This window comes from Pseudomonas palmensis, assembly GCF_017848315.1.
Taxonomy (GTDB): domain Bacteria; phylum Pseudomonadota; class Gammaproteobacteria; order Pseudomonadales; family Pseudomonadaceae; genus Aquipseudomonas; species Aquipseudomonas palmensis.
Map to the genome: position 1 here is coordinate 1 of NZ_JAFKEC010000105.1, position 6,902 is coordinate 6,902.

Below are 6,902 nucleotides of genomic sequence, written 5' to 3' on the forward strand. Positions count from 1 at the left end.
GGCAAGTCCACGTTGCTCAAGCGTCAGTACCAGTACGATGGCGCCGGGCAACTCACCGACATTCACGACAGCCGACGTGGTCAGTTGGCCTACCAGTACGACCCTGTCGGTCGCCTGTTGCAGGCCAGCAGTCGCCTGGGGGTGGAGACATTCGCCTTCGACCCGGCGGGTAACCTGCTGGACGAGAAGACGCAGCAGCTCAACCGCCCTCTGGACCAGGCCCCCAAACGCAACAGGTTGATGGACAACCTGCTGCGCGAATACGCCGGCACCCATTACACCTACGACGTGCGCGGCAACCTCGCCGAACGGCTGCACAACGGCGTGCGTGCGCAGTTCACCTGGGACCTGTTCGACCGGCTGCAGAGCTACAGCGACGACAAACTCAAGGTCGAGTACAGCTATGACGCCCTCGGCCGGCGATTGCACAAACACTCGGTTGCGCATTACTCGAACAAGCCGCAGGCCGGCACGGGCTGGAATCAACTTGAACGGGCCAAGCGCCAGCGTGAGCTGGACTGTGGCTTCACGCTGTTTGGGTGGGACGGCGACACACTGGCGTGGGAAAGCTCCCCGCCGCGTGATGAAGGCGATACGGGCCGTACGGTGTATTACCTGTATGAGCCGGGCAGCTTTGTGCCGGTGGCCCAGGCCCTGCGCAGGGGGCCGGTGCGGCTGCACAAGCAGCCGGACTGGAGCCAGCGCAGTTACGACTTCGACCAGGACCCGCTGTGGCAAACGCACATGCCGCCGCAGGCGTTTGATGCGCTTGCGTGGTACCAGTGCGATCACCTGGGCACGCCGATGGAGCTGACCGACCATAATGGCGAGATGGCGTGGGCGGGGCAGTACAAGGCGTGGGGGGAGGTGCGTGAGGAGCGGTCGGCTTGGGCGAGGCAGGTAGGGCTGAGTAACCCGCTACGGTTTCAGGGGCAGTATCACGACCGTGAGACTGGCCTGCACTACAACCGGTATCGGTACTATGATCCGGGGGTGGGGCGGTTTATTGGGCAGGACCCGATTAGCTACTCGGGTGGCTTAAACCTGTTTATGTACGCACCAAACGCTGTCGAGTGGACAGATCCACTAGGCTTGGCAGCGACTGGGCAACTGGGTACATATGGAGACCTCACAGGCACAGGTAACGCTGGCGATAAGTTAGATGCACATGAATTGGTGAGAAATAAGGCCCTAGAACAGATGGGTTGCAAGGGCGGCGGGAGAATGGAAGGCAACCCGTCTATTGCATTGACGAGAACTCAGCATGTCAATGTACATAGACAAGAAGCTGCCCTTTCCAAGGTGCACTTGGGCACTAACGGGAAAAATGAGTTTGAGCTTGGTGAGAATGGTAAGCCAACTAAGCGTCAGATGGATGTGTGGCAGGGGGCGCTTAGAAAATCTGGAATGAGTGCAGCTCAGGCAAAACGTTTGCGAAAAAAATCGAATGCGTTCTTACAAAACAGCTGTTGTTGCTAATTGGGAGAGTTATTTGAAAAATTTGAAAGTCAACGCGACCGTGGCCAGATTAACTGAACCTCACATGGCAGGCGGATGCCTATTGACGCAAGATATAGAATGGCCGGTCGACAAGCATGGGCATCCACTGCTTCACCTTTTGACAATGCCGGCCGAATGGGTGGAGCTTGGCGCTCAAGGGTGGATATCATTGTTTTCGCCATACTATCGAGAGGATACATTTCTTCACTGGGAAGAATTGACGGCTGAAAGAGAAAATTGTTCAGTAGTAATTTATCATGATAACGATGGGGGTGAAAGGAATGAGTATAAGGAGTTTGCATCGTCTCCGTGCAAGGTCTTAATTGAAAATGACATAGAGTGTGATTCTTCTAACAATTTCAGCTCAAGAGTCTGTGGTGTTGTGTCTTGGTTACAGGACGAGGAGTCAGTGGCAGGTGCAGAGTGCCGAATAATGTTGAATGGAGATGATTTTGATATCGCTTTTCCAGACGATGTCGGTATTTTCTCTGGCGGAGTAGTTTATGTGTTTTTAAACGAAGGATTTAGTGAGAAATCGCGGCCTAGCGTGCAAGGCGTGATGACTTTTCAGTTTACCTAATGTGCGGTTAGTTTGTGCTTGAATATTTTACAATTCGCAGGCCGGCACGGGCTGGAATCAGCTTGAACGGGCCAAGCGCCAGCGTGCGCTGGACTGTGGCTTCACGCTGTTTGGCTGGGACGGCGACACACTGGCGTGGGAAAGCTCCCCGCCGCGTGATGAAGGCGATACGGGCCGTACGGTGCATTACCTGTATGAGCCGGGCAGCTTTGTGCCGGTGGCCCAGGCCCTGCGCAGGGGGCCGGTGCGGCTGCACAAGCAGCCGGACTGGAGCCAGCGCAGTTACGACTTCGACCAGGACCCGTTGTGGCAAACGCACATGCAGCCGCAGGCGTTTGATGCGATTGCGTGATACCAGTGCGATCACCTGGGCACGCCAATGGAGCTGACCGACCACAATGGCGAAATGGCGTGGGCGGGGCAGTACAAGGCGTGGGGGGGAGGTGCATGAGGAGCGGTCGGCTTGGGCGAGGCAGATCGGGCTGAGCAATCCGATACGGTTTCAGGGGCAGTATCACGACCGTGAGACTGCGCTGCACTACAACCGGTATCGGTACTATGATCCGAGGGTTGGGCGGTTTATTGGGCAGGACCCGATCGGGTTTTCAGGCGGTTTGAACGTATATCAATACGCACCCATCCCAATACATTGGGTTGATCCACTTGGCTTGACGAAAAAATGTAATTTATGCACTGATCAAGAAAATAAAAAAGAAAAACTACAGTGTGATGAAATATACGATGATTACAATCAGGCAATGAATGATGCCCTTAGCTTCACGCATATCACAGCTAAAGGTAGCGTTCCGAACCCAGCAAAATTTGGATCGCAACCGTTTAACGGAAGAGTAGTTCGTGGAGAGTATCGAGGTTTTCGGGTGGAATATGATGAAAGACATAAATCTCACATCAATGCGTTCAATAGAAAGAAAAATGTGCGAACCATTTGCTTTGATGCTTCAGGAAAAACCGTGACCAAAATAGTAAAGAGATTTAATCCATGGGTTTCTCAAAAAAATGTCAAGAGTTTATCGAGTTGCATGCATGTAGCGATCACGAAGAGGTAGATGTTTTTAAAGTTATAAATGACAACTTCCCCATTAGCTGTTCCTCCATTGACTGGAATCGTGTAGAAAACAAAACAACATATGAAAGTGTTTCGCGAAGCGATCTTAAAAGAGAACTAATTTCAATTTTGGAAGCTATAGGTTTTCAGTCATTCCATGATTTTTTTGTTATGCATATGGATAATGCAATCCCCTTGTTGAAAACAGGTATTTACGAGTGGCTAGACTTTGTGGATGAACTGGATTTTGTTGATACATTATTTTTGTCGGTTGACAGAAAATTAGTAATTCATTGGGACTTCTACAAGAATTTGCATGTAAGAATAATCGGGTAAGGCAGCCGTTCCAGGCATCCAATGCCGCAAGCAAGCTGCACTGACTCCAGAGCGAATCCGGTATCTGTTGAGGCGATGGTACAACACTACTATTTTTTTTGCCGGAATAAGAAGTAAATGAATTTTCCTAACGTTATGAATCCGCAAGCATTGACTACGATATATGGAGGGATGCCAAATTTTCTAGGGTCAGATATTACAGAGGTTAATTTCAGGCGGGATGAACCAAGGTTATCTATTAAGCTGGTTACTCGAGAAAAGCCTGAGAATAGCCCTGTGAAGTGGCCAAGAAATTATGATGCGGTCTATATTGAACTATCATTTATAGGGAGTAAATGTATCGATTTTAGCGAGTGGGGCTATGAGAATGTTATTTGTGAAATTTCGTTTGATGTCGTGGATGAGGCCGTCGCTATAAAGATACGCTGCGTTGATAATAGTCGACTGAAATTTACTTGTGATTTGGTTCGTGTCGAGAGCGTGCGGCATGGTCTCACTGGTACCCCTTGACGAGCTAACTCCACGCAGATCGGCTCGCGCAGCATCGACCTGCGTTCGACAGCATGGAGATTTCACCCTACAACATCCTCTCCAACCCCACCGCCTTGCTCACCCACGCATTGAATCGTCGCCACAGTCCGCCTGGCTCTGTCGTCAACGTGTGCAACTGCCCATTGTCCTCGGTCACCCACACCAGCTTGCCGTCGACCAGCCGCGGCTCGTAGCTTAGCGCCGGGGCCATGCCCTGCAGTGCCAGGTCGCGGGTGTACTCGGCCAGTTGCGGGCTGTCCACCAGCACGCCGACCTCGGTGTTCCACAGCACCGAGCGCGGGTCGAAGTTGAACGAGCCGATGAAGGTCTTCTGCCGATCGAACACGATCGCCTTGCTGTGCAGGCTCGAGTCCGATGCACTGCCGAAGTGATGGATACGCCCGCTGCTGGGGTCGCCGGGCTGGCGGCGCAGTTCGTACAGTTTTACCCCGTGTTCCAGCAGCGCCTTGCGGTACGGCGCATAGCCGCCGTGTACCGCCGGCACGTCGGTGGCCTCCAGCGAGTTGGTCAGCAGGCTCACCGACACCCCGGCGTCGGCATGGCTGGTCAGGTACAGCAGGCCGGTCTCGCCAGGTACGAAGTAGGCCGATACCAGGATCAGCTCATGGTGCACGTCGTTCAGGTCGGGCGCCAACTGCTGGGTCAGCAGCAACCGCGGGTCTGGCTCGGCCTGGGCCAGCACCTTGCTTGGCGCATCCCACAGCGCCTGGTTGTGTGCCCAGATCAACTCGTTGCGCCAGGAATCCAGGCGCGGGTGGGTCTTGTAGGCCATCAGGCGGTCGTACAGTGCCTTGCGCTTTACCCTGGCCTCGCTCAGCGAAGCCTCCAGGCGCTCGCGGCTCACACGCAGGTCGTCGGCGTTCGGGGTGCTGAACATGAAGTCGCCAATCGGTCGGCTCAGGGCGCTGTTCCAGTACTGGTCGAAGCTGTGCCCCAGCTGTTCGGCCACCGGCCCCACGCCCAGCATGTCGATGTCGGTGAAGTTCAGGTTGGGCTCGGCGTCGAAGTATTCGTCACCCAGGTTGCGCCCGCCGACGATGGCCATGCTGTTGTCCACCAGCCACAGCTTGTTGTGCATGCGCCGGTGCTGCAGCGACAGGTTGAACAGCCTGCCCAGGGCACGGGTCACGCCGGTGCTGCGCCCCAGGTGCAGCGGGTTGAACACGCGAATCTGTACCTTCGGGTGCGCCGCCAGGGTGGCGATGACCTCGTCCAGGCCGTCGCTGGTGGTGTCGTCGAGCAGGATGCGCACGCGCACGCCGCGGTCGGCAGCCTGCAGCAGTTCGTGTACCAGCGCGCGCGTGCTGAGCCCGTCATGCACGATGTAGTACTGCAGGTCGATGCTGCTCTGGGCGTTACGGATCAGCTCGGCGCGGGCGTGGAACGCCTCGGTGCTGTTGGGCAGCAGGCGAAAGCCGGACCGCCCCTCATGGGCGCTGGCCTGGCGCTGCACCGAACGGCCAAAGGCCGAGTCGCTGGCGGGCAGGGCCTGGGTCACGGTACGGGGCGTGCTGGAGGTGGCGCACCCGGCAAGGGTGAGCGCCAGCATCAGTAACAGCGCGAAGGCCCTGGGTTTGGTCAAAGGGGCATGTCCTTGAGCAGGAAGGCAGTTGGGGGTTGGACCACGCGGGGCGGCGCAACGTTACCCGCCGCGCTCATCCTCGGCCAGTAGACGAATGGCGGTTTCGCCGACCTTGCGCACGGCCGCTTCGATTTCGGCAGTGGCGCGGGCGGCAAAGTTCATGCGCAGGCAGTTGCGGAACTTGCCCGACGCCGAAAAGATGCTGCCCACCGCAATCTGCACACCTTGCTCAAGTAAAGCCCGGTTCAGGCGCAAGGTGTCGAAACTTTCCGGCAGTTCCACCCACAGCACGAAGCCGCCCTGGGGCCGGCTGGCGCGGGTGCCGGCGGGGAAGTAGCGGCTCACCCAGTCGATCATCTGATCGCGGGCGCGCTGGTACTGGCCGCGCACACGGCGCAGGTGCGGCTGGTAGTGGCCGCCCTCGATGAAGTCGGCAATCGCCAGCTGCGGCTGGGTAGCGGTGTAGCCGGTGCTGATGTACTTCATGTGAATCACCCGCTCCAGGTAGCGCCCCGGCGCCACCCAGCCCACCCGCAGGCCGGGTGCAAGGGTCTTGGAGAACGAGCTGCACAGCAGCACGCGGCCGTCGTCGTCGAACGACTTGATGGTGCGTGGGCGCGGGTAGGTGTAGGCCAGGTCGCCATACACGTCGTCCTCCAGGATCGCCACGTCGAAGCGCTGGGCCAGGGTCAGCAGGGCGCGTTTGCGCGCCTCGGGCATGATGTAGCCCAATGGATTGTTGCAGCTGGGGGTCAGCTGGATCAGCTTGATCGGCCACTGTTCCAGGGCCAGTTCCAGGGCTTCGAGGCTGATGCCGGTGAGCGGGTCGGTGGGGATCTCCAACGCTTTCATGCCCAGGCCCTTGAGGGTCTGCATGGCGCCGTGAAAGCTCGGTGATTCGACCGCGACGATGTCGCCCGGCTGGCACACCGCGCGCACGCTGATCGACAGGGCTTCCTGGCAGCCGGTGGTGATCACCAGGTCTGCCGTGCTCAGGCTGCAGCCCGAATCGAGCATCAGCCGCGCCACCTGCTCGCGCAGGGCTTCGGTGCCGGCGACGGTGTCGTAGTACAGGCCGGGCATGTCCTGGCGCCGGCTCAGTTGCGCCAGGCTGCGCAGCAACGGCTTGAGGGTGGGGCTGCCGACATCGGGCATGCCGCGGCCCAGTTGCACCACGTCCTTGCGCGGCACGCTGCGCACCAGCTCGAACACCTGGTCCCATTGCGAGATATCCACAGGGCGCTGGGCCGGGCGGCTGACGTCGGGCAGGGCGGGTAGTGGGCGAT

Annotated in this window: 6 protein-coding genes and 1 pseudogene; 5 read left to right on the top strand and 2 right to left on the bottom strand. The window is 57.5% G+C overall.

Annotated elements, in window-relative coordinates:
* From JZZ72_RS27305 to JZZ72_RS27325, 5 genes and pseudogenes are all read left to right on the top strand, one after another.
* Positions 1 to 1,479 (top strand): RHS repeat-associated core domain-containing protein (locus JZZ72_RS27305; protein WP_236066347.1); only part of this gene is annotated, 1,479 nt, incomplete at its 5' end.
* The gene (locus JZZ72_RS27310; protein WP_157811447.1) at positions 1,448 to 2,080 is read left to right on the top strand and encodes a hypothetical protein; all 633 of its coding nucleotides are present in this window, start codon (positions 1,448 to 1,450) and stop codon (positions 2,078 to 2,080) included. The genes JZZ72_RS27305 and JZZ72_RS27310, both read left to right, overlap by 32 nt.
* A 37-nt stretch (positions 2,081 to 2,117) precedes the next feature.
* A pseudogene (locus JZZ72_RS27315) lies at positions 2,118 to 2,760 on the top strand (RHS repeat-associated core domain-containing protein); the annotation flags it as partial.
* A 320-nt stretch (positions 2,761 to 3,080) separates the two neighbouring features.
* Complete coding sequence (locus JZZ72_RS27320; RefSeq protein WP_167400222.1) at positions 3,081 to 3,482, top strand: hypothetical protein; 402 nt, start codon at positions 3,081 to 3,083, stop codon at positions 3,480 to 3,482.
* A gap of 117 nt (positions 3,483 to 3,599) precedes the next feature.
* Positions 3,600 to 3,992 (top strand): immunity 50 family protein, encoded by a 393-nt coding sequence (locus JZZ72_RS27325; RefSeq protein WP_078480634.1) that lies wholly within the window; start codon positions 3,600 to 3,602, stop codon positions 3,990 to 3,992.
* Positions 3,993 to 4,059: 67 nt separating this feature from the next.
* Here JZZ72_RS27325 and JZZ72_RS27330 read toward each other — a convergent pair whose 3' ends face one another.
* Positions 4,060 to 5,583 (bottom strand): phospholipase D family protein, encoded by a 1,524-nt coding sequence (locus JZZ72_RS27330; protein ID WP_058541849.1) that lies wholly within the window; start codon positions 5,581 to 5,583, stop codon positions 4,060 to 4,062.
* A 93-nt stretch (positions 5,584 to 5,676) separates the two neighbouring features.
* The coding region (locus tag JZZ72_RS27335; RefSeq protein WP_210015470.1) for an aminotransferase-like domain-containing protein at positions 5,677 to 6,902 on the bottom strand (1,226 nt) is incomplete at its 5' end.